The following is a 20,167-nucleotide window of genomic DNA, read 5'->3' on the forward strand; positions in this document are numbered from 1 at the left end:
TCTAACCCTTGGGTTATATCAGGGACGCACAGGCATGGATGCCGGTTCGCACGCGCGACGGGTTTTCGGGGCAGACAGCCATGAAAACACGGTGCGTGCAGGATCAGAGGCTGGCCAGCCGCCGGTTTTCCTGTGACCCATGAGCTGACACAAACCAAGAGAGGGATGAAACCTTGACAACCACAGCAACCCCGCCATTTCGCGCCGACCATGTCGGCAGTCTGTTGCGCCCTGCGGCAATCGCCGATGCCCGTAAATCGGGCCTGACAGGGGCGGAACTGACAGCGATAGAAGATCGCGAAATTCCACCCCTTGTGCGCATGCAGGAAGATGTCGGCCTGAAGGTCGTCACCGATGGCGAAGCGCGTCGCGCGTTCTGGCATTACGATTTTATGGGCATGCTGGACGGGCTGGACATTATTGAAACCGGCAGCGATGCGCTGGGGTTCAAGGGCGCGACTGTCTCTCAGGTGCCGCAGATCACCGCCGCGCTAGATTTCCCCGCCGCCCACCCCATGCTTGAGCATTTTCGCAAACTTGCGCAGATGACCAAAGTGTGCCCGAAAATTTCCATTCCCGGCCCGTCAGCGGTTCATTTCCGCGTGACGCCGGAAAACAACAAACACGCCCCCTATGCCGATCAGGACCTGTTCATGTCCGAGATCGCGGCAACCTATAAAAAAGCCGTGCATGCGTTTTACGCGGCCGGATGCCGGTATCTGCAACTGGATGATATTTTCTTTGCCTATCTGGGCGATGAAAAACAGCGCGCCATCCGTGCGGCCATGGGGCAGGACCCCGATTGGCTGATCGACCGCTATGCATGGATGCTGGAAGAAGCCATCAAGGACCGCCCCGCCGATATGGTGATCGGCATGCATATGTGCCGTGGCAATTTCCAGTCGACCTTTGTGGCGACCGGCGGCTATGATGCGGCGGCAGATGCCATTTTCAACCGCACCAGTGTTGATGTCTATTTCATGGAATACGACACTGACCGCGCGGGCGGGCTGGAGCCGCTGGCGCTGTTGCCAAAAGGCAAGAAGCGCGTTTTGCCCGGTTTCATCACCACCAAAACCGCAGAACTGGAAAGCATGGATTCCCTGCGCCGCCAGTTTGATGAAGCGGCAAAATTTGTGGACATGGACCAGTTGGGGATCGCACCGCAATGCGGTTTTGCATCAACCGAGCATGGCAACAAGATCACCGAAGATGACCAGAAGCGCAAACTGGAACTGGTGGTCAAGGTCGCGCAGGACCTGTGGGGCGAAGCATAAGTCGCGCGCTGCGTTAACACGCACGCATGATCAATGTGATTGGGGGCGCGGTCGTGGGTATGACCGCGCCCCTTCGCAATAGGGCGGCAGGCCGGTTTGATCTGGCCTGCCGTTTCTTTTTGGGACGTTACCGGCCCAATAGGGGTGTGATCCTGCGAATTGCAACGCGGCGGTTGCGTTCTTCGGCCTGCAAGGTCTGGATGCGCAAGTAGCGTTTGCCATACCCTTGCACGACCAGATTCTCCGGCGGAATGTCGAAAAATTCGGTCAGCGCCAGTGCCACGGATTCCGCGCGCCGGTCTGACAGCGCCAGATTGAATGCGGCAGGGCCTGTGGCATCAGTATGCCCTTCAATCAGGAAAATCTCGCGCGGGTCGTCGGCAATTAGCCGTTCCATCAAACGCCCTACCTGCAACAGTTTTGACGCTTCTTCAGACCGGACATTCGCACGGTTGGTTTCAAACGTGATGGGGTCCGGGCTTAACAGCGGCAGTGTTTCGCGCAATTCGCGCCACTCGCGGATCTGGCGCAGCGAAAAGCTGCGATCCAGCGCGCGGGCTTCAACTTCGGCCTCGCGCAGCAGGGCAAGCGCCAGTTCAGGATCAGTGCGTTGGGTGATGCGCAATTCGCGCGTGCGCGGTGGCGGCAGGATCGACACATCAATCGCCTCGACCGCGCGCGTGTCATCCACCAACTCGATGATCGTGCCATCCGGCAGCACACGGTCACGGCGCAGCACACGGCCAGTTGCATCCCGAATGGTCAGAATCTGGGTGCCGTCAAGGCGCTCCCAACGGGTGCGGGTTGACCCGTCGGCGTAGCGTTCAATGCGGCGGGTGGACCCGTCCTGTAGCAAGATCGCATCATCATCGCGCCACAGTTGCAAATCCCCATCGCCCTGATCGACGACAACACGTTCATCGGACCGCGCAACAACGCGGTTCTGGTTGATGACCATGCCCACTGCCAGCGCCCCAAGGGCCACCAGCCCTGCGCGTTCCAGATCGCGGCGGTTGCTGCTGCTGCGTTGGGTTTGGGCTTGTGCGTCGGACTCGAAATCCAGCGCCATGCGCGATTCAAAGTCATCGCGGCTGCTGCGGGTTTGCGCGGCCGTGATCTGTTCTTCGGTCACGTCAGGGGTTTCTTCGTCGGTGTCCGGGTCAGTGTCATCTTCGCGGGCGGCCAGTGTGGCAGCGGATGTGGTCTGTTGTGCAGGATCGCTGTCTGCGGGGGCCTCTTGTGCGCCCAACATGGTGCCCAGAAGTCCGATTGCGGAGGAAACGCCTGGATCTTCCATCATCCGATCAATTGCCGCCTGCTGATCGGCATCCAGTTCCTGCGGGGTATCGACCGGGGCGACAAGTTCTTCTTCGGGTGCGTCTTCGATCACCAGTTCGGGGGCGTCCTGGGCCATGTCTTCGGCTTCAGACAGCTGGCGCGCGCGTTCTGCTTCCAGTTCCTGTTGGGTGATCTCGGCGGTGTCATCCGCTTCGGGTGTTGCGCTTTCCTCAGGTGCCGCTTCCGCTTCGGCCTCGATTTCCGCCTGAGCTTCTACTTCAGCCTCTGCTTCGGCCTGTGCTTCAAGTTCGGCTGCAAGCTGTTCTTCTGCTTCTGCCTCTGTGGCCTCTTCTTCTTCCAGCGCGCGCTGCATGGCTGCTGCTGTGTCTGCGGCATCATCCTGCTGCGGTTCTTCGGGGGTGCTTTCGGCCTCGGCTTCTTGTGCGTCTTCTTGTGGTGCATCTTCAGGCAGGATGTCGTCTACCAGATCGCCCACAATTTCAGGCGCATCTTCAATCAGGCCGTCCAGCATTTCTGCGGCGTCACTGTCAGTGTCGTCCAGCGCGGCCATTTCGTCATCAAGCTGTTGCAGCAAAAGTTGCGCGCGTTCCGTATCCTCTTGCGTGGCAAACACCGCATCGGGATCGTCAAACAACACATCGCATTGCGCGGCATCCATGTCTTCGGCGCAATCGCTGATAGCATCAAGAACCGGCCCACAATCGTCGCCTTGTGGATTGGCGATGCACATTTGTGCAAGGGGGCTAAGTTGTGACAGATCTTCGTCTGTCACCATGCCGGATTGTGCCAATGTCATGGATGGCGGCGAAACCAGACACATGGTCAGGGCTGTTGTGGCGTAAAATTTAGCGATGCGCATCTGAACTCTCTTTCAACAAATACGGGACCGGCTTTAGGGCCGGATCAATGGCGGTCCAGCGCTTCGACAGCGCTTTTGCCGGGGCTGTCACTTGCCAGCGAAGATTTCGGGCTTGCGGGATCGTGGCGACGTGCCTCTACCTTTCGTTTGCTGATTGTTGCAAAAAGCACAACGCAAATCAGTGTGAACAGGGCAAGAAGTACAAGCAGGGTAGGGGTTTCCATATTTCTATTCCTTTCATGGGAGGTGCAGGGATGCACCTGCGCGCGCATCCGGCCAATATGTATTGCGATACACTTTCGGGGGTGCGGGGCCGGTGCCTTGCGCCAATGCGGTTTGCCGTGCTGGCGTTCAGTAAACTGGCCCGCCTTGCAGGGAGGAAAGGAACAAGGCGGGCCGGGTGGTCTGAAATTGTCGGGCGGGACAACCCGATTTCAGATCAGGGACAGAATTGAAACGTGCATGTGTCAATATGGTTCCCGCGCGCCCGATTTTTTTTGCCAACTGGCGCATAGCAGCCAAGGGGACCGGCACTTCGATGCCACTATCGTGAGGTATTCTTCAAATGTCATGGAACCCGTTCACCCCAGTAACATTATACAGTTACGCAACGTAAATCGAGCAAGGAGGCGCGTGCATCAAAGTATCGCGTGAATATCTACCATGAGTCACACAGAAGACATGCTTGGCAAGCTTGGCGACACTGTCCGCGATGTGGATGAAAATCTGAAGCGGGTCTTTGTGCCGCCCCCGCCAGAGCAGCTACCGGATGAAATTATGCAATTGCTGTCGCAATTTGATGCGTTGGAAGATGTTGCTACAGGTGCGGCTTCAACAAACCAAGTGCAGCATTCTGCGCGTGATGCAGCCAGCCCATACGATCAAGATCAGAATGTGTCACCTGTCGGGCTGCTGCGCAATCTGTTTCAAAGATGCGAATCTGCTCTGCCACGAACGCGTCGTCATAAACGTTGAGATTGGCTTCATCATTCAGCCGGAATGAGCGTTCGTCAAAATTAGCAGACCCGACCGACGCCCAGCATTCATCGATAACCACCAGTTTGGCATGTAGAAACGTTGGCGAATATTCATGGATTGTCACGCCTGCGTCGATCAATGTGCGCCATGACAGCCGCGACACGCGCCGCACCAGATAAGAATCCGTGTTTTTGCCCGCAATCAGCAAATCGACGGTCACGCCGCGTGCGCGGGCTTCCAGCAACTGGTTTACGGCAATCTTGTCGGGCACGAAATAGGGCGTGGAGATGCGAATGCTGCGTTGCGCCGCGGCAATCGCGGTCATGAACATCAGATGAATTTCATTGCGGCTGCCCGTATTGCTTTTGACCATCTGGATGCTTGTGCTGCCGGTGGGGTGCAGGGGCGGGTAGAAATCGGTGCCGCGCAGCACTTCGCCGCTGGCTTCGACCCAGTTATGCGCGAAGGCATTTTGCATCAGTGCCACCACCGGCCCTGTCACGCGGTAATGCGTGTCGCGCCATTCATCAGGGTTGCGGGCACGGCCCAGCCAGACATCGGCAATACCGACCCCGCCGATGAACCCCGTCTTGCCATCAACCACCAGAACCTTGCGATGGGTGCGGTTGTTCAGCCGCGACAGGGTGCGCGGGCGCATGGGGCGGAACATACGCAGGTTGATCCCCCCTTCATGCATACGGTCGATCAGGTCATCATCCATCGGCAGACCACCGGCCCAGTCGACCAGCACCTTGACGGGCACACCGGCCTGCGCGCGTGCAATCAGCGCATCACAAAAGCGGTCGGCGATCTGGCCACTCCAGTAAATATAGGTTTCAAAGGTGATGGACGTTTGCGCCTGGCCTATTTCGGTCAGCATTGCCTCAAAAATGGCATCGCCGTTTATCAGTGTTTCGATACTGTTGCCGTCCAGAATCGGGCTGCCGTACAGCCCTGCCATGTCACGCGCGAATTGCGGGTCGCAGGCGGGGGTGGCGGCTGGAACGGGCCTGCGCAATTCGCGGCGATAGGGCAAAAGCGCAATGACGAAAAACCAGAACAGAAACATTGCCAGGAAACCCGCAATCGCAGCGCGTATCTTTCGGCGAAAACGATGCGGCAGTCGCGGCATGTGACTCTGCTTTTCTGGGGGCTGTCACGAATAACGCGTCTTGCGCGGTGTTGGTTCCCGGTCTTGTGCCAAAATCAAAGGCAGTTGGTTTTGAAGCATGGCCGACATCATAAAAAATAGCTATAGAAAGTAGCGCGATATACTGGCCTGTGGCATCATTATCTGAACATATAAGTAAAGTGATTGATGGAGTGGAGATGACACCAACCGCGCCGCCCGACCAAGTGGCCTTCATTGGTTTTGGAGAGGCGACACGCGCCTTTGTGTCGGGTTGGGGGAATGTGCGGCCCGCAACCATGTCCGCTTTTGATATCAAGACACAATCCGCCGCGTCGCGCGCAGCGATCCTTGCACAATATGATGCGCATGGCGTTTGCGGCACCGATAGCCCCGCCGCCGCGCTGGACGGGGCCGCGCTGGTGTTCAGTCTGGTCAGTGCCGATCAGGCGCTGGTCGCGGCTGAAGCTGCGGCACCTTGTCTGCCAGCGGGGGCGTTGTGGCTGGATTGCAATTCCTGCGCGCCCGATACCAAGGCACAGGCCGCAGAAATTATTGATGCGGCGGGCGGGCGCTATGTCGATGTAGCGATTATGGCGCCGGTTCACCCCAAGCGCCACCTTGTGCCACTGCTGGTGTCCGGTCCACATGCGGGCCGCGCCATGTGCGCGCTGAACGCGCTGTCCATGCGTCCGCAAATCGCGGGGGCGCGGGTCGGGCAGGCATCATCAATCAAGATGCTACGGTCGGTCATGATCAAGGGCATGGAAGCGCTAAGTGCGGAATGCTTTCTTGCCGCAAGGCGCGCAGGGGTGGAAGATCAGGTTCTTGCATCGCTGGAAGGGTCGGACCCTGACATAAACTGGCGCGCGCGGGCCAGCTATAACCTTGAACGAATGGCGGTTCATGGCGCAAGGCGGGCATCTGAAATGCACGAAGTGGCCGCAACGGTTGCCGCGCTTGGATTACCCTGCGCTATGAGTGCGGCATCGGCGCAGTGGCAGGCACGCATTGCAGATTTGCAGATGGACCCCGGCGACGATGACCTGATCGCGCGTATGGACCGGATATTGGCGGTCATATGAGTGCACCCAACCTGCGACATCTAAGGGTTTTTCTTGCTGTGGCAGAGCTTCGCTCGCCCACAGGGGCGGCACAGCGGTGCCGTGTGTCGCAACCGGCCGTGACCCAGTCCCTGAACAAACTGGAACGGGATATGGGGGGCGGGTTGTTCCAGCGCACCCGGCAGGGGTTTTTCCTGACCGGTCGTGGGCAGATATTCGAGGCCCGCATTCGCCGCGCGATGGACAAGCTGGATGCGGCCCTTCACGATGTCGCGCCCAGACTGACGGTCACGGCCACATTTTCGCAGCTTCAGGCCCTGATCGCGATGAGCGAGGCGCAGAATTTCACGCTGGCTGCGCATAACATGGGCCTTGCGCAGCCCACAATTCACCGCGCGGTCACGCAGGTTGAACACGCCGCAGGCCGCCCCTTGTTCGAGCGCACGTCCTTCGGGATGGTGGCAACCCGCCCGTGCCGCAGACTGGCGCATTCCGCGCGGCTGGCCTTTGCGGAATTTGATCAGGCGCAGGCGGATATTGCCGAATTCGATGGCCGCGATGTCGGGCATACCGTGATCGGGGCATTGCCCCTGTCACGTTCGGTGGTGTTGCCCGAAGCGATTGCACGGTTTCGCATGCAGCGACCGGGGCATCGCATCAAGATATTCGATGGGCCATATGGTGAAATGCTGGGTGGTCTGCGTCGGGGTGATATTGATGTCATCATCGGGGCGCTGCGTGACCCGCTTCCGATTGAGGATGTGGTGCAGGAAGAACTGTTTTCAGACCAGCTTGCCTTTTTATGTGGTCCGGCCCATCCGCTGGCAGGTGTCGATGCGCCGCCCCTTGCAGAACTTGCGCGCTATGGCTGGGTTGTCCCGCGCGCCGGTGTGCCCGCGCGCGCGCAATTTGACGCCCTGTTTTGTGACAATGGTTTGTCCGTGCCCGACAGTATTGTTGAATGCGGGTCCATCTTGCTGATGCGTGAATTGCTGAACCGCAGCGCGCTTCTTGGCTGCATCTCTGCCCAGCAGGCAGAGGCAGAAGTGTCGAGAGGGTTGCTGGCCAGATTACGCACAAGGATCGTGGTTCCGGCGCGCGCTATCGGGCTGACCTATCGGGTGGGCTGGGTGCCGACAACAGCGCAGGATGTGTTGCTGAACCACATACGGGATATGGCGCGCGAAGATGTGACAACCGCATCACGTTGACAACCGTCGCCGCGCGATTGCCCGTTACCGATAGGGTTCGGCCAGGGCGCGCAGGTTCACACGCGCGCGCAGTCTGGCGGCCAGCAGATACATTCCGCCAATCTTGCGGTGCAAAAACAACGTGCGGGCTGGCGGCACATGCATCAAATCCCTGTCTGTGCCCAGGGCAAGCCCCATATCGCGCAGCCGTTCCAGCAAATCGGAGGTGCCGAAATCAAAGGGCGCGTCCTTGCGCAGCGGGTCCATGGCGGTTTCGAACATGCGTTGAATCAGGTCTTGATGACGGGGTGCGGTCGCGGCACCAAAATAGCCGATTTTCAGCATGGCCAGACGGGTGCGGTCTTGTCCCCCCTCCTGCCCCCCATCCAGCGCGGCGTTCAACAGTGCGCGGAAATCGGCGGCAAGCGCGGGCGATACCGGCTGCACCGCGCCGAAATCCAGCAACACAATGCGTCCCGTCCGGGCCTCGATACGGTAATTCGCAAAATTCGGATCGGTCTGCACCGCGCCGAACACAAAAAGCTCGCGCAACACCAGATCCACCAGATTGGCGGCAGCCGTGTCGCGGATATGCTGCGGGGCACTTGTCAGGGCATCGACTGGATCGCTTTGAATATAATCCATGGCAAGCGTGCGCGGCGTGCTGAAGTCGGGGTGCAGGTGCGGCACAACAAACCCTTCCGATTGTGCCATCCACTGCCCGAACTGGCGCAGATGGGCCGCTTCTGCGGTGTAATCCGCCTCGGCGTGCAGCTGGTGTTTGGCGCTGTCCAGCAGGGGGGCAATATCCATCCCCTTCGGCACCAGCCCCAGCACGCGCAGCAGGGCGGCTATGTTGTCCACGTCGCTGTCGATGCTGGCCTGAATGCCGGGATATTGCACCTTGATGGCAATGTCGCGCCCGTCCTGTGTGCGGGCACGGTGAACCTGCCCGATAGATGCCGCCGCAAAGGGGCGCACATCGAAGCTGCGAAACCGTGCGCGCCACCCCGCGCCCCATTCGGCGTTCAGCACCGACTGTAACTGTTTGGGCGGCATGTGCTGCGCGTCATCGCGCAGGGTGGCAAGAATGTCGGTCAGTTGCGGGGGCAGGACTGCGCCTGCATCCATCGACAGCATCTGGCCCAGTTTCAGCGCAGCCCCCCGCATATGCGACAAACCATTGGTCAGGCGCGCCGCATTTGACGGTGTCAGCACAAGGTCGGGCAGGGCGGGGCGTTTGCCGCGGGCCAGTTGCCCCACACCCCCTGCGATCACGCCGCCCGCGATACCGGCCGTTATGCCGCCCATATGCAACAGCCTGACCGTGCGCGATGTCGGAACGGGTGTCGCGCGGGGTGTCACAGGGTCTTGCGTCACGGCGGCCATCCTTGCTGCGTCGGTCATGACATGGCGCGGCAAGCCGGATATTCCAGAGGGGGGTGCGCGTATCCTGTGGAAATTTGCACGGCATGATTGCGCATGACAGGCTTGCCTAACGCTGTGGGACATGGCTACAGTAAACCACCAGCAAGGCAGGGGGAGCTGTCTTTTGGTATTTTGTGACCTACATTTCGGTTTCTATTGGCAGATGGGATGGCACGCCAGTTGGACAAATGGTTATATCAGGGCTGTGATTCATGGCTGGTGCGGGGGTTGGAAGCACTGGGTCGTGACATCGGCGCGCGCGCGGGCACGTCAATCCGCAGCGCATCATTGCAAGGCAATGGAACCGCCCTGCGTTCGGTATCTGCAACGCCGGGCGTGGTCCCAGTGGATGAATTGCATCTGGCCCTGCTGAAGGGCAATTTTGCAGACGCGCTTGAAATCTGCCGGTCCTTCCGGTCTGCACAGCGCCATGACCGCGCGGCGGTTTATGTGCGGCTGCTGTTGCCCGTTATCTTGCAACTTGGCCGCGACTGGACCGAAGACAGGGCAGGATTTGAGCAGATAGCGTTTGCGTATAGCCTGATGCACAGGATCATCGAAACCCTGGGCGAGACGACGCCCCCTATGGTGCGCGGGCGCGGGCCGTTGCATCTGGGGCGTGCCATCGTGGCCGTTGCACCCGGTGATGCGCATGATTTCGGCGCGCGCGTTCTGGTCAAGCATCTGGAGTTGCAGGGCTGGGATGTCGCATTTGTTGACGGGTTCAACACACAAAAGGTTGCAGCCTTGCTTCAGACCGGTCCGGTTGACGCGCTGGCGGTGTCGGTCAGCACGGATAGTGCTTTCATAGGTCTGGCAGATCTGATAGGAGAGTGGCGTTGTATTGAAGCGGCACAACACACCGAAGTGATTGTTGGGGGGGCGGCAATTATGCCACCCTATGGACATTACAGTTTCTTGCAAGCCGATCAGGTTGGGCTGCGCATAAATGAGATGTCGGAGCATTTGCTGAGCCAAATGACGAATGGCCGATACGGCAGATGGAGTTTATCATGACCACCACCCCCGCACATGAAATAGACGCCTTTGAACGGAATTTTTCACAATTCCCGTCGTCTGTGCTGGGCCAGATTGTTCTGGCGGCAAGTGATCTGTGCGTGCTGGTATCGGCGGATAACACCGTAGACGATATCATGCGTGGCGGTGCGCTGGAAGGTGCGGTCGGGTCCGGTTGGGCCGGTAAGCAGCTTAAAAGCATTGTCTGCCACGAAGCGTGGCACAAACTGGACCTGCTTTGGTCCAGGCACGATGATGCAGAACCTGTCTGGCGCCATCTGAACTTTATGGAAGGCAACGAGGGCGCGGATATGCCGTTGCTGGTGCGCCGGATTGATGGGGGCGACGGGCGGTCAATTCTGGTTTGCCGGGACCTTCGGCCTGTTGTCCAGATGCAGCAGAAATTCAGCCGCGCCCTGCTGGAGATGGAACAATCCTTTGAAGACACGCGCTGGAAGCAAGACCTGATTTCCAGTGATCTGAACAAGCCCAAGGGTCGGTCTGTCGCCAATAAAGGGCGCGCGAATCTTGCAGTGGAACAGGCGATTACAGATGTAGGTCACCTTCCTTTGTCGGAAATCCTGGCGCAAACCGGGCGTGTGCTGGAAGATCTGTGCATCCGCCAGGCATGCGAGCAATGTGATTACGACTTGTCGAAAGCCGCAGAACTGCTGGGGATGAGTTCGGATGAACTGGCCGGCCGATTTACCTTTGAATCAAAGCGCGCCTGATACAGCGCTACGGGGTGCCCTGCCGTTGGTGATGCGGGTCTGGTTTCACCCGCCAATGCCAGAACCGGGGGTATCGGGCGGGCAAAGCCCCGGCAAGACACCCCCTGCAATTCCTTAGCCTTCGCTGTCTTCTGCTTCGTCGGTGTCGTTATCTTCCACCTCGGAGAATTGCGTCAGGAAGGCAATGATGTCACGCGCCGTATCTTCGTCGCGCACCCGAAAGGACATCTGGCTGCGCGCGCGGCGCTCATCAAGGGTTTCGCGCAGGAAGGTGGTTGGGTCCAGCAGGTAAGGAACAAGATCATCTTCGTTCCACACAAGACCAGCTTCGCCCGCATCAACCAGTGACGCGCCATAGCGGAACCCGTCAATCGTGCCCGCCTGACGGCCAATCACCCCATAAAGGTTCGGGCCAGTGCGCATGTTCGGGCGGCCTGCCAATACTTCGCCTTCGTCATTTGTGACATTGTGGCAGTTCTGGCACTGGCTGGTAAAGGCCGACTCGCCTGCTTCAATGTCACCCGCGAATGCAGGAAACGCGGTCATTGCCAGTGCGATGGCACCAAAGGTCGCGTGGGATATCTTGGTCATCTTGGGGTTCCTCCCGATGTGTATTTTAGTTTAGTGCTGACTTACTGATACGTTCAGGCGACGCTGTCGGATCAATCAGGCAACTGCGTGTGATATGGCGCATTGTTTCCACAAGGCGGTAAGCGCCATTACCAGATGATCGATATCGGCATCAGTGTGCAGTGGGCCGGGGGTTATGCGCAGCCGCTCGGTTCCTTTGGGAACGGTGGGGTAGTTGATGGGCTGCACATAGACACCCCAGTCCTGCATCAGAATATCTGAAATCATCCGGCATTTGACCGGATCGCCGATCATGACGGGAATGATGTGACTGTCATTTTGCATATGCGGAATGCCCATGGCATCCAGCCTTGCGCGCAGTCTTGCCACCCGGTCGCGCTGCGCGACACGTTCGGTGCCTGACTGTTTCAGGTGACGCACAGATGCGGTTGCCGCCGCCGCGACGGCGGGCGGCAATGCGGTGGTGAAAATGAACCCGCTGGCAAATGACCGGATGAAGTCGCACAGCGCGGTCGATCCGGTTATATAGCCACCGACAACGCCATAAGCCTTGCCCAATGTCCCTTCGATCAGGGTAATGCGATGGGCCAGCCCTTCGCGTTCGGAAATACCGCCGCCACGGGCACCATACATGCCCACAGCATGCACTTCATCCAGATAGGTCATTGCGCCATGGGCGTCGGCGACTTCGACAATCTCGCGCATGGGGGCGATGTCGCCATCCATGGAATAGATCGATTCAAACGCCACGATCTTGGGCCTGTCGCCCACGGCCTTCAGCTTGCGGTCCAGATCGCGCCAGTCATTGTGTTTCCAGATCACCTTGTCGGCGCGCGAATGCCGGATACCTTCGATCATGGACGCGTGGTTCTTTTCATCCGACAGAATAACGGCATTGGGAATTTTCGACCCCAAGGTCGACAGCGCCGCCCAGTTCGACACATAGCCTGATGTGAACAGCAACGCGGACTCCTTGCGATGAAGCTGCGCCAGTTCTTCTTCCAGAACGCGGTGCAGATGGGTGTTGCCGGAAATATTGCGCGTGCCGCCAGCGCCAGTGCCGCATCTGCCGACAGCATCGACCATTGCGCCGATCACGTCGGGATGCAGGCCCATGCACAGGTAATCATTGGAACACCACACAGTGACTTCATCAATATCATCGCCATTAAAATGCCTGACCTTGGGAAAGGCGCCGCATTGACGTTCCACTTCGGCGAAAATTCTATAATTTCCTTCGGACCTGAGGTCATCAAGTGCTGTCTTGAAATGTGTGTCAAAATCCATTGGGGTCCCCTCGGTCATATTTTAGGTTTTTGGGCGTGGGTCGCCGGAATCATCCAGCGCCACAATTTGTCATCACGCACCCGCCAGACCATGAACCAGTGTTCCAGTAGGGCAAGCGCGGCAAGCATGGAAAGCAGTGTAAAGCCGATGATGCGCCCATCATCGCCGATGGTGGTCGCGTGCCAAAGGCGGGCCATGAAATAGCCGGTTCCAGCGGTCATCAGCGTGACGGATAGCGGAAAGAAACCGCTGACAGGGCTTTGGCGGAAGTAGCTGGACAAATGCGCCAGCGGGCGCGGCAGAAAATCCGTGTTGATGCGCGGAACACCCAGAAACAGGTTCAGTTTCGCGGAAATACGGGCCGCAAACAGCACAAAGAACGTCCAGAATGCAAACGGGTTCACGCTGTCATATGCGGCCATGGCAAGCGCCAGAAAAATGGCGGCCAGTGCCATTTCGTGAAAGGCCACTGTGCGGAAGGCGGCCGAAAACCGCGCCATTGGTCCCAGCCCCTGCGGGCATGGTCGGGTATTCGGACCCGTTATAATGCCCGACAAAAACGCAAGTTCCACCCAGCCCCACAATGCCAGCGCCGACAGAAACGCAAACCACACCCCTTGCGGGCTGCCATCACCAAGGGTGCCATTCACGCCAAGCGTGCCACCAATCAACAGCGGCACAGACAGGATGACCGACCACAAATGCTGGTCCGGCCCGCCTCTGTCTGCGGCATGCACGCGCCACAGCAGCAGTCCTGTGGTGGACCACCACAGAAACAGCGCGGCAAGTGCGGCAATCCAGGGGGTTTCGAACATTGGCGGCTCCCGCCGGTTGGGGGTGACAGGTGCCGGGTCAGGCCCCGCACCATTTTCATCAATACGCGGGTTCCAGACGAACCGATGCAGGCGGAGTATTTTTCCTGACAGGGATCAGGTACAGGCGGGCAAAGCCCATCCCCGCCTTGGTCATTGCGGCCCATTTCGTCAGCTTGCCGGCCATACCGCCCTTGCGCTCGCCCGCCTCCATGTTGCGGAATGCGGATTCGATTTTCTTCAGCGTTGGCATCCATGCAGGGTGGTCGATGTCCAACTCCATCGGGAAGACCTGTTTCGCAATCTCGCCGGTTTTGCGGAACACTTCCTGATCATACCAGTCGATATCGACACCAAGTGCCTTGTGGAAAGCGGGGCGTGCGTGGTCGCGCACATACATGGTGGCGAACACGGCTGTCAGGAAAAACCTGATCCACAGCTTGTTGACGAACCCATTGGTCAGCTTGGGGTCCGTGCGCATCAGCAGTGCGAATGCCTCGCCATGGCTGAACTCATCGTTGCACCATTCCCTGAACCATTTGAAGATCGGGTGAAAGCGCTGCTCTGGGTGCGCTTCAAGGTGGCGGTAGATCGTAATATACCGCGCATAACCAATCTTTTCCGACAGATAGGTGGCGTAATAGATGAATTTGGGCCGGAAATAGGTGTATTTCTTGGCCTTGGTCAGAAAGCCCAGATTGACGGCAACACCCGCCTCGCGCAGCGCATCATTGATGAAACCTGCATGGCGGGCCTCATCGCGGGCCATGTAGTTGAACAATTCGCAGATGTCGGGGTTTTTGCCGCGGCGTTTCATTTCCTTATACAGCACACAGCCCGAAAATTCCGCCGTGCACGAAGACACCAGAAAGTCGATCAACTCGCGCTTCAGGCCCGGCTCCATATTGTCCCAATCGACCTTGTCCCAATCGGCGGTTTTCTTGAAATGGCCCTTGTTCGGGTCGGCCTTCATCTGGCCGATCAGCTTGTCCCATTCCGCGCGCACGGGTGTCACATCAATGCGGTCCAGTTCGTCAAAATCGGTGGTGTAGAAGCGCGGGTTCAACAGGGTGGATTCCTGCGCCATGGCGTCAGTGTCGAACCGATCGCCCATTTCTGCGGCAAGTTCGTCATGTGTGGTGGCATGAACATTCATACGCTCATCTCCTCTGAGAAAGAGAATTCACAGAGTTCCATGAATTCGAAATCACCTGTCAGCCGCGTCCAAAACCGTTCCAGCGCGTTTGCGCGGGTAATGGTGGCGATGCGGTCCTCAACGATCAATTCGCCCCATGCGGCCAGAACCGGCGGGCCTTGGACCAGCACCTCGTCGCCGGGGTGGATCACCGATCCGTCGTTGAATTTGACATGTGCATGAAGCGCCTCGAAACGGTGGCTGACTTCGACAGTGCAGGGCACTTTTTCGACTTTCCGAGAGAAGAGTGACATTTGATTTTTCCCTTATTTGGCGTTTTTTAGTTGTTCAGTGTTGTCAGCAGCCGTTCGAACGCGGCCTTGTTGTCCCCACCGAACACATCCAGTTCGACGCGGTAATTTGTGTGATCGTCAATCGCGCTTAGCCGTCCATTCTCGAACGCGACAATGCGCAGGGGCAGGGTCGGGTCTATGCCATGGCGGCGGCGTGCGGTTTGCAGGCCATTCTGCACCACGGTGACAAAGCCGCCATGATCCAGCCGGTCGATATGGGTGCCATCTGCGGCCTGCACGGTGACGGCCTGCGCATTGCCCGCGACCAGACGCAGCTGCCATTCTTGCACGACCGCGCCATTGTCAGGGATCGCCGCAGGTTCACGTCCGGTGAACGTGGCCATTGCCACCAGCGCCAGCGGCACCAGCGCCAGCGCGAACATGGCGCGCACCAGCCCCACGGGGATCATGTCGTTGTTGTCATCGCGCCTGAAACCGGGGGTGAACTGCTCGGGGGTGTGGGTCATGGCATCCTCCCTTATTCTGCCGCGACAAGATTGCCAGTGGGGGCGGGGGCGGCGCGGCGTTCCACGACGGGTTGTGACACGCGCGCCTCGGCGGCATCGGCCAGCAGTTTGGCCACGCGGGCCGCATCGGGGATGCAGCGCAACGCGGGTTTGGTCACGCGGACATGGCCGGGGCGGCAATGCGGCCACAACACAAGATATGAAAACTTCGTCTCGCCCAGTGTTTCCAGCGCGACAGTGCCGGTGCCGGATTTGCGCAAATCCAGATTGGCATGCGCCACCTGACGAAACGGCAGGTTCAGCGTGACGGTCAGCGCGGCACCAATACGCATGGCCACGCGTGCGGTCGTGATGGTGTAGACCGTGCTGCGCGCCTGCACCACGGCCAGCGCCAGCACCACGCCCACGGCCGCCGCCCATAGCAGCGCATAGGGTAGCCCGAAAGCAAATGCCCCGGCTGCACCCGCATCCGCCGCGCCAACACCTGCGCGCCACAGCACGATCAGCGCGAAATAGGCATTGATCCAGTTCAGCTTATAGGCTTCGCGTGCCAGGGCCAATGTGTCGGGACGGCCCTGCCACAGAATATGCTCATGTTCGGGCGGCCGCTCTGGCAGGCCCTTCACGGGTTCAAAGGCGAAATCATCATGTGACATAGGCCGGTTCCTTTTTCTTATTGGGGTATCAATGCCGCGCCATCACGCGGGCTGCGCCATGATCTTCTTGACTGCTGACCATTGCGTCATGCGCTTGTCGCCGGTGTACAGATAGCCGCCCGCCACAAAGCCGGAAATCTTGTCTTCTTCCAGCTTGGTCACCTGCGCGTCCGATGCGATCACCGGAATGTCCTTGAAGCTTTCGCTGTCCAGCGCATTGACGACCACGCGGTTTTGCTTGATGCGCACCATTGCCATGGGAACCAGACGTTTGCCGCCGTCATCAAGTGTCACTTCCAGATAGCGCACCATCTGTTCGGGAATGTCGACCCACATGTCGCTGACAACGCCGGGCGATTGCATGTCGTGACACATGACCTTCAGCCCGCGCGGGTCGCGCCCTGCGGCAACTGCAAAATCACCGACCTTGGCCATGGGCTGGATTTTGGCGTGACCGTGGCCATCCAGTTCAGCCTCGTCCCGGCGCATGGCATAGGCTGCGGGGCCAACCCCATCTTTCAGCGCGTTGCCGGTTGGCGCGAATGGAAATCCGCCGGAAACCGCAGTGGGCGCCAGTGCCAGTTCACGCGCCTCGCGCTCTGCATTCGGCGCATCATAGGTGCCACGCCCGTGGGGCAGGGTGAATGTCTTGGGTTCTGGCACGGACAGAAGCGAATTGGCATGGCTGCCGTCATCGTTTTCCAGCGGGTAGCCTTCGCGCATATTCTCGCGCTGGATGTAGTAGATCAGCCCGGCAAAGAAGATCCAGAACATGTATAGCGAAACAAGCGCCAGATCGAAATTGCCGAAGAAAATCCAACCATAAGGGGTATCCATAATCTATCCTCCGATATGTCAGGTCGGGAAATCGGCAAGGCCGATCCGCGAGCTGCGGGTTTGGGAAGTGTCAACAATCCGGGTGCGCACCAGCGGGCCCAGAATGACAAGCGTCAGAAACAAAAGTCCGATTTCAATGTGGTAGACGACCGAATAGCCAATGTCGGGCGTCATCAGGCCGGTGCCCAGATGGCCCGCATTGGCCAGCCCCTGAACACTGTCGCGAATACCGCCGCCAAGCGCCACGGCCAGCCCGGCGGCGGTCGCCTGAGCAGCCCCCCACGCACCAAGCGCCAGCCCGCCGCCGACAACGCCGCGCTTGGGCATGTCCATGGCGGCGGTCAGGGTCGCGACCGCAAACAGCCCCATGCCAAGGCCGATGCCGAAGGTCCCGCCATAAAACACCCCGCCAGACCCAAGGGGCGCTGCAAAAATCACCGCCGAAAATGCGACGATACCGATCAGGATACCGCGCGCGGCCATGCGGAACTGGTCCATGCCCTGTGCCAGCCAGCGGGCCGCCAGCCAGAAGCCCAGAAGCGCGCCGCAGGCCCACACAGCAGTTAGCGTCGTTGTGGCCGCAACCGACAAGCCCATGATTTCGCCGCCATACGGCTCCAGCAGCACATCTTGCATATTGAAGGCCAGACCACCCACAAACACCACTGCCAGCAAGCGCCCGGCCTGCCCGCCACTGGTGTAATCCGCCCATGCCTCGCGGAAGCTAGGGCGGGGTGCTGCGCGTTCCTCGCGCGTCATGGGGCGCACTTTTTCCTGCTTCCACAGTGCCACAATATTCAGCGCAAGGGTTGCAACCGCGCAGCCCTGCACCACGCGGATCAGCTGCAATTCGCTGAAATCACGCAAAAGCCAGCCCACAATCAGCGCCGAAACCGCCATGCCCGCAAGGAAGGTCACATATAGCAGCGCCACCACACGCGGGCGGGTTTGCGCATCGGCGCGGTCCGCGGCCAGCGCAATGCCCGCTGTCTGGGTCATATGCAGGCCCAGACCTGTCATCAGGAATGCCAGCGCCGCCAGCACCTCGCCCGCGAAGGGCACGTCGTGGACATTGTCGCCCGACAGCACGATCAGCGCAAAAGGCATGACCGCCAGCCCGCCGAATTGCCACAATGTGCCAAACCACAGAAACGGAATGCGTTTCCAGCCAATGGCAGACCGGTATGTGTCGGACTTGAACCCCAGCAGCGCCCGAAAGGGCGCAATCAGCACGGGCAGCGCAATCATGATGGCCACAATGCTGGCCGCCAGCGACATTTCCACAATCATCACGCGGTTCAATGTGCCCAGCAGCAGCACCGTTGCCATGCCCACCGACACCTGAAACAGGCTGAGGCGCAGGATCTGGCGCAGCGGCAATCCCTCGGATGCGGCATCGGCAAAGGGCAGCCAGTTGGCGTTCAGCGTGCGGAACATGGATTTCGGGATGATCATGATGCCACCCTCAAACATTCCGAAATATAGAACCCCCGCGACACCCGCCCGACACGGTCCAGTCCGGCCACATTCATGCGCCGCCAGTCATGCGGGATCATGCTGGGGGACCGGTCGGCACGCGGCAACATACGGCCAGCATGCCACATCGCCATCAGAAGCGGCGTGCGCGGGGCCACAGTGAAAACCACCGAACCCGCCCGCGCTGAAAGCGCGTCCAGCGCGGCCTCCAGATCGGGGCGGGTGTAATAGATCAGGCTGTCCATCGCGATGACATGGTCAAACCGCCCAAGGTTTGCCGCCAGCATGTCGCCTGCGCGAAAATCCACACGGCCTGCAAGCGTTTGGGGCAGGCGTGCGCGCGCAATTTCGACAAGCTTGGGCGAAATATCGATCGCTGTCACATCCGCCCCGCGCGCGGCCAGTTCCGCACTTGCAGCCCCCGTGCCACAGCCCGCATCCAGCACGCGCGCCCCGCGCAGGTCACCGGGCAGTTGCGCCAGCATCAGCGCGCGCATGGCGTCGCGCCCCTCGCGCACAGTCTGGCGAATGCGCGACACTGGCGCGTCCGATGTCAGCCGCTCCCAGACACGCGTTGCGGTGGCATCGAAATACTGCGCAACCCGTGTGCGGGTGTCATCATAACTGGAGGAGGGCGGGATCAGATCGCGCATCAGTCAAACCCCAGCATCTCGAAAATATCACGGTCGAGCATGGGGTCGGGGCTTAGCGCATCGGTACCCGTATACAGCGCATGGGCCAGCCGCATGTATTCCGCGCGACAGGCCAGAACATCCTCATCAGGGTCCATCTCGAACAGGGTTTTCTTTTTCAGGCGGCTTCTGCGAATGGCGTCAATATCAGGCATATGGCCGATGCGCTTGAACCCCACACGTTCGCAAAAGCGGTCCACCTCGTCCGTGTCGCGCGACCGGTTGGCAATGCAGCCTGCCAGCCGCACCTTGTAATTGGCCGATTTCGCCTGAACCGCCGCTATGATGCGGTTCATGGCATAGATGCTGTCAAAGTCATTGGCGGTGACAATCACCGCCTTGTCGGCATGTTGCAGGGGTGCTGCAAACCCACCGCAGACCACATCGCCCAGCACATCAAAAATCACCACATCGGTATTTTCCAGCAGATGGTGCTGCTTCAGCAATTTGACCGTCTGGCCCACAACATAGCCGCCGCAGCCTGTGCCCGCAGGCGGGCCGCCGGCCTCCACACACATGACGCCGCCCCAGCCTTCGGTCACAAAATCCTCGGCGCGCAATTCTTCGGGGTGAAAATCCACCTCCTTCAGAATGTCGATGACAGTGGGCTGCAACCGACCCGTCAGCGTGAAGGTGCTGTCATGTTTGGGGTCGCAGCCAATCTGCAACACGCGCTTGCCCATCGATGCAAAAGCCGCAGACAAGTTGGAACTGGTCGTCGATTTGCCGATCCCCCCCTTGCCATAAACGGAAAACACCATGGCACCATCAATACGGGCCGCCTCGTCCTGATGGACTTGCACCGAACCTTCGCCGTCCAGCCCTCTCAGTTCGGGTATATCATCTCTGGGGCTCATGGGGTTACTTCCTTCATTCTGGTAAAAATATC

General features: G+C 59.3%; 20 protein-coding genes. 5 read left to right on the plus strand and 15 right to left on the minus strand.

The genetic code is table 11. From position 1 onward, the window contains the following. Positions 1–173 precede the first annotated feature (173 nt). Positions 174–1,277: a 5-methyltetrahydropteroyltriglutamate--homocysteine S-methyltransferase gene (locus P8S53_RS17005; RefSeq protein WP_277807026.1), complete on the plus strand. Its 1,104-nt coding sequence runs from the start codon at positions 174–176 to the stop codon at positions 1,275–1,277. A gap of 127 nt (positions 1,278–1,404) precedes the next feature. Here the strand turns inward: P8S53_RS17005 and P8S53_RS17010 are convergent, their stop codons facing one another. The 3 genes from P8S53_RS17010 to P8S53_RS17020 form a co-directional block, all read right to left on the minus strand. Then, positions 1,405–3,435, minus strand: coding sequence for an OmpA family protein (locus tag P8S53_RS17010; RefSeq protein ID WP_277807027.1), 2,031 nt, complete (start codon positions 3,433–3,435; stop codon positions 1,405–1,407). 44 nt (positions 3,436–3,479) lie between these two features. After that, entirely contained in the window at positions 3,480–3,659 is a 180-nt protein-coding gene (locus tag P8S53_RS17015) for a hypothetical protein (protein WP_277807028.1), read from the minus strand. A gap of 593 nt (positions 3,660–4,252) precedes the next feature. Continuing rightward, on the minus strand, positions 4,253–5,545 hold the full coding sequence (locus P8S53_RS17020; RefSeq protein ID WP_277807029.1) for a phosphatidylserine/phosphatidylglycerophosphate/cardiolipin synthase family protein: 1,293 nt from the start codon (positions 5,543–5,545) through the stop codon (positions 4,253–4,255). Positions 5,546–5,742: 197 nt separating this feature from the next. On the opposite strand from P8S53_RS17020, the gene P8S53_RS17025 reads away from it, so the two are divergent. Beyond that, positions 5,743–6,627: a DUF1932 domain-containing protein gene (locus P8S53_RS17025; protein WP_277807030.1), complete on the plus strand. Its 885-nt coding sequence runs from the start codon at positions 5,743–5,745 to the stop codon at positions 6,625–6,627. Next, complete coding sequence (locus P8S53_RS17030) at positions 6,624–7,817, plus strand: LysR family transcriptional regulator (protein ID WP_277807031.1); 1,194 nt, start codon at positions 6,624–6,626, stop codon at positions 7,815–7,817. The genes P8S53_RS17025 and P8S53_RS17030 overlap by 4 nt, the downstream gene beginning before the upstream one ends. A gap of 24 nt (positions 7,818–7,841) precedes the next feature. Here P8S53_RS17030 and P8S53_RS17035 read toward each other — a convergent pair whose 3' ends face one another. Next, complete coding sequence (locus P8S53_RS17035) at positions 7,842–9,203, minus strand: AarF/ABC1/UbiB kinase family protein (protein ID WP_277807032.1); 1,362 nt, start codon at positions 9,201–9,203, stop codon at positions 7,842–7,844. Positions 9,204–9,392: 189 nt separating this feature from the next. Between P8S53_RS17035 and P8S53_RS17040 the strand changes: the two genes are divergently transcribed. Both P8S53_RS17040 and P8S53_RS17045 read left to right on the plus strand, forming a co-directional pair. Further along, complete coding sequence (locus tag P8S53_RS17040) at positions 9,393–10,241, plus strand: B12-binding domain-containing protein (RefSeq protein WP_277807033.1); 849 nt, start codon at positions 9,393–9,395, stop codon at positions 10,239–10,241. Beyond that, the gene (locus tag P8S53_RS17045; protein ID WP_277807034.1) at positions 10,238–10,972 is read left to right on the plus strand and encodes a hypothetical protein; all 735 of its coding nucleotides are present in this window, start codon (positions 10,238–10,240) and stop codon (positions 10,970–10,972) included. The genes P8S53_RS17040 and P8S53_RS17045 overlap by 4 nt, the downstream gene beginning before the upstream one ends. A 114-nt stretch (positions 10,973–11,086) precedes the next feature. Here the strand turns inward: P8S53_RS17045 and P8S53_RS17050 are convergent, their stop codons facing one another. The 11 genes from P8S53_RS17050 to bchL all read right to left on the minus strand — a co-directional run bounded on the left by P8S53_RS17050 (position 11,087) and on the right by bchL (position 20,135). Further along, a complete protein-coding gene (locus tag P8S53_RS17050) occupies positions 11,087–11,563 on the minus strand; it encodes a hypothetical protein (RefSeq protein ID WP_277807035.1) in 477 nt (158 codons plus the stop codon). 75 nt (positions 11,564–11,638) lie between these two features. After that, a complete protein-coding gene (gene hemA, locus P8S53_RS17055; protein WP_277807036.1) occupies positions 11,639–12,850 on the minus strand; it encodes a 5-aminolevulinate synthase in 1,212 nt (403 codons plus the stop codon). Between the two features lie 14 nt (positions 12,851–12,864). Beyond that, entirely contained in the window at positions 12,865–13,665 is an 801-nt protein-coding gene (gene puhE, locus P8S53_RS17060) for a putative photosynthetic complex assembly protein PuhE (protein WP_277807037.1), read from the minus strand. A gap of 58 nt (positions 13,666–13,723) precedes the next feature. Next, on the minus strand, positions 13,724–14,818 hold the full coding sequence (gene acsF / locus P8S53_RS17065; RefSeq protein ID WP_277807038.1) for a magnesium-protoporphyrin IX monomethyl ester (oxidative) cyclase: 1,095 nt from the start codon (positions 14,816–14,818) through the stop codon (positions 13,724–13,726). After that, positions 14,815–15,111, minus strand: a complete 297-nt coding sequence (locus tag P8S53_RS17070) for a hypothetical protein (protein WP_277807039.1) — start codon at positions 15,109–15,111, stop codon at positions 14,815–14,817. The genes acsF and P8S53_RS17070 overlap by 4 nt, the downstream gene beginning before the upstream one ends. 26 nt (positions 15,112–15,137) lie before the next feature. Beyond that, positions 15,138–15,617, minus strand: a complete 480-nt coding sequence (puhC, locus tag P8S53_RS17075; protein ID WP_277807040.1) for a photosynthetic complex assembly protein PuhC — start codon at positions 15,615–15,617, stop codon at positions 15,138–15,140. Positions 15,618–15,628: 11 nt separating this feature from the next. Beyond that, positions 15,629–16,273, minus strand: coding sequence for a photosynthetic complex putative assembly protein PuhB (gene puhB / locus P8S53_RS17080; RefSeq protein WP_277807041.1), 645 nt, complete (start codon positions 16,271–16,273; stop codon positions 15,629–15,631). A 42-nt stretch (positions 16,274–16,315) separates the two neighbouring features. After that, positions 16,316–17,110: a photosynthetic reaction center subunit H gene (puhA, locus tag P8S53_RS17085; RefSeq protein ID WP_277807042.1), complete on the minus strand. Its 795-nt coding sequence runs from the start codon at positions 17,108–17,110 to the stop codon at positions 16,316–16,318. A gap of 18 nt (positions 17,111–17,128) precedes the next feature. Further along, entirely contained in the window at positions 17,129–18,565 is a 1,437-nt protein-coding gene (locus P8S53_RS17090) for a PucC family protein (RefSeq protein ID WP_277807043.1), read from the minus strand. Continuing rightward, on the minus strand, positions 18,562–19,239 hold the full coding sequence (gene bchM, locus P8S53_RS17095) for a magnesium protoporphyrin IX methyltransferase (RefSeq protein WP_277807044.1): 678 nt from the start codon (positions 19,237–19,239) through the stop codon (positions 18,562–18,564). The genes P8S53_RS17090 and bchM overlap by 4 nt, the downstream gene beginning before the upstream one ends. Next, positions 19,239–20,135 carry a ferredoxin:protochlorophyllide reductase (ATP-dependent) iron-sulfur ATP-binding protein gene (gene bchL, locus P8S53_RS17100; RefSeq protein WP_277807045.1) on the minus strand — a complete coding sequence of 299 codons (897 nt, stop codon included), beginning with the start codon at positions 20,133–20,135 and terminating at the stop codon, positions 19,239–19,241. Before bchL ends, bchM begins: the two co-directional genes overlap by 1 nt. Positions 20,136–20,167 lie beyond the last annotated feature (32 nt).

Source organism: Roseinatronobacter sp. S2 (assembly GCF_029581395.1).
Classification (GTDB): Bacteria; Pseudomonadota; Alphaproteobacteria; order Rhodobacterales; family Rhodobacteraceae; genus Roseinatronobacter.

Bases quoted from the DNA above. Each gene is read 5' to 3' on its own strand.
- puhE (WP_277807037.1), bottom strand. From the start codon at position 13,665: ATGTTCGAAACCCCCTGGATTGCCGCACTTGCCGCGCTGTTTCTGTGG.
- P8S53_RS17040 (WP_277807033.1), top strand. From the start codon at position 9,393: ATGGCACGCCAGTTGGACAAATGGTTATATCAGGGCTGTGATTCATGG.
- P8S53_RS17035 (WP_277807032.1), bottom strand. From the start codon at position 9,203: ATGACCGACGCAGCAAGGATGGCCGCCGTGACGCAAGACCCTGTGACA.
- P8S53_RS17020 (WP_277807029.1), bottom strand. From the start codon at position 5,545: ATGCCGCGACTGCCGCATCGTTTTCGCCGAAAGATACGCGCTGCGATT.
- puhC (WP_277807040.1), bottom strand. From the start codon at position 15,617: ATGACCCACACCCCCGAGCAGTTCACCCCCGGTTTCAGGCGCGATGAC.
- acsF (WP_277807038.1), bottom strand. From the start codon at position 14,818: ATGAATGTTCATGCCACCACACATGACGAACTTGCCGCAGAAATGGGC.
- P8S53_RS17070 (WP_277807039.1), bottom strand. From the start codon at position 15,111: ATGTCACTCTTCTCTCGGAAAGTCGAAAAAGTGCCCTGCACTGTCGAA.
- P8S53_RS17030 (WP_277807031.1), top strand. From the start codon at position 6,624: ATGAGTGCACCCAACCTGCGACATCTAAGGGTTTTTCTTGCTGTGGCA.
- P8S53_RS17025 (WP_277807030.1), top strand. From the start codon at position 5,743: ATGACACCAACCGCGCCGCCCGACCAAGTGGCCTTCATTGGTTTTGGA.
- P8S53_RS17090 (WP_277807043.1), bottom strand. From the start codon at position 18,565: ATGATCATCCCGAAATCCATGTTCCGCACGCTGAACGCCAACTGGCTG.
- bchM (WP_277807044.1), bottom strand. From the start codon at position 19,239: ATGCGCGATCTGATCCCGCCCTCCTCCAGTTATGATGACACCCGCACA.
- puhA (WP_277807042.1), bottom strand. From the start codon at position 17,110: ATGGATACCCCTTATGGTTGGATTTTCTTCGGCAATTTCGATCTGGCG.
- hemA (WP_277807036.1), bottom strand. From the start codon at position 12,850: ATGGATTTTGACACACATTTCAAGACAGCACTTGATGACCTCAGGTCC.
- bchL (WP_277807045.1), bottom strand. From the start codon at position 20,135: ATGAGCCCCAGAGATGATATACCCGAACTGAGAGGGCTGGACGGCGAA.
- P8S53_RS17010 (WP_277807027.1), bottom strand. From the start codon at position 3,435: ATGCGCATCGCTAAATTTTACGCCACAACAGCCCTGACCATGTGTCTG.
- puhB (WP_277807041.1), bottom strand. From the start codon at position 16,273: ATGTCACATGATGATTTCGCCTTTGAACCCGTGAAGGGCCTGCCAGAG.
- P8S53_RS17045 (WP_277807034.1), top strand. From the start codon at position 10,238: ATGACCACCACCCCCGCACATGAAATAGACGCCTTTGAACGGAATTTT.
- P8S53_RS17050 (WP_277807035.1), bottom strand. From the start codon at position 11,563: ATGACCAAGATATCCCACGCGACCTTTGGTGCCATCGCACTGGCAATG.
- P8S53_RS17015 (WP_277807028.1), bottom strand. From the start codon at position 3,659: ATGGAAACCCCTACCCTGCTTGTACTTCTTGCCCTGTTCACACTGATT.